1 protein-coding gene is annotated in these 1706 nt (G+C 68.6%); it reads right to left on the reverse strand.

All coding sequences use genetic code 11. The annotated features are described in order from the left end of the window. Nucleotides 1–1706, reverse strand: a 1706-nt coding sequence (locus MUO23_14095; GenBank protein MCJ7514082.1) for a Smr/MutS family protein, incomplete at both ends; no start/stop codon positions are given.

The following is a 1706-nucleotide window of genomic DNA, read 5'->3' on the forward strand; positions in this document are numbered from 1 at the left end:
CGCCTGCCGCACCGCCTGGCGCAGTTTGCCCGTCCCCTTGCCGTGAATAATCCGCAGGAACGGGACGCCGGCCAGGTAGGCCGCGTCCAGGCGCCGCTCCAACTCGTCAAGCGCCTCGTCGGCTGCTTGGCCGCGCAGGTCGATCTCGAGCGGCGGCACCGGCGGCAGGTAGGGGGCAGCCGCGCTCCGGACAGCAGGCGCTTTCCTCACCGGCCTAGCAGGCTCGCCTTCGCCTGACGGCAGCTCCAGTTCTTCCAGCCGAGCGCGCACCCGCAGTCGCCCGATCTGCACCTCCGCCTGCTCCGCCTCCACCTCTTGGACGACACCCTCCGCCTGCAAGCTGCGCACGCGGACGCGGTCGCCTGGGCGAAGCTGCACCGGGCGCGGGCTGGGCATCTCCAGGGGAGTGGGCCTGGCAACCCCGGCGACCTCGGCCTCCAGGTCCTCCAAGGCGGTTTGGATCTCCTTCAGCGCCTGGAGCGGCTGACGGGCGGCCGACAACTGCCGGCGCAGCTGGTCGATCTCGGCCCGCACGTCTTCCAGTTCACGCTCCACTTGCTGCTGCGCCTGGTGCAGCAGCCTCGCCCGCTCGTCCTCAATCGCCTCCAGCCGCCGGGCCAGCTCGGCGCGGAGGTGCTCGGCTTCGGCCATCGCCTGCTCGGCGGCCTGCCGGGCTTGCCGGGACGCGTCCCGTTGTCGGTGGATCTCGTCCAGCATCGACTCCGCCTGTACGTCCTCCGGCGCCAGCATCTGGCGGGCGCCGTCGATCACCTGGCTCGACAGACCAAGGCGCTCGGCGATCGCCAGGGCGTTCGATCGGCCTGGTAAACCGATCACCAGATGGTAGGTTGGCCGAAGGGTATTCAAGTCGAACTCGACGCTGGCATTGCGCACGCCGGGAGTGGAATGCGCATACACCTTCAACTCGGGGTAGTGGGTTGCCACCAGCGTCGTCGTCCCGCGACTCAGCAACTCCGTGAGAATCGAGCGGGCCAGCGCCGAACCCTCGGTCGGATCGGTGCCGGCCCCCAGCTCATCCAGCACGACCAGCGATCGGCGGTCGGCCAGCTTGAGGATCTGAACGATGTTGGCAATATGGGACGAGAACGTCGACAGCGACTGCTCGATCGACTGCTCGTCCCCGATATCGGCATACACACCGGCAAAGACTGTGACCTCGGAGCCGGAGGCCGCCGGCAAGTGAAGTCCGCACTGCGCCATCAGGCTGAGCAAGCCGGCGGTCTTCAAGGCGACCGTCTTGCCGCCGGTGTTGGGCCCGGTGATGACCAGCGCCGTGGTCCCGGCGTTCAACACCAGGTCGATCGGCACGACCCCGCTTGGGTCGAGCAGCGGATGGCGCGCCGCCATCAACCGCAGCCGCCCGGCATCCTGCGGCGGGCGGTCGACATCCAGCAGGATCGGCTCGGCGGCTCCCAGCGCCTCGGCATACCGCGCCCGGGCGAACGCCAGATCGAGCTCAGCCAGCGACCCCACCGTCAGGTGGATGGCTTCGGCCTGCTCGCCGATCCTGGCCGAGGCCTCGGCAAGGATGCGCCGGATCTCGTCGCGCTCTGTCAGTTCCAGCTCGCGCACCTCGTTGTTCAAATCAACGATCGTGATCGGCTCGATGAAGAAGGTCGCGCCCGATGCCGACTGGTCATGAATCACCGATCGGATGCGGCCTTTGAACTCGGCCCGCAGCGGCA

It is taken from the genome of Anaerolineales bacterium (genome assembly GCA_022866145.1).
In the GTDB taxonomy this organism is placed as follows: domain Bacteria; phylum Chloroflexota; class Anaerolineae; order Anaerolineales; family E44-bin32; genus PFL42.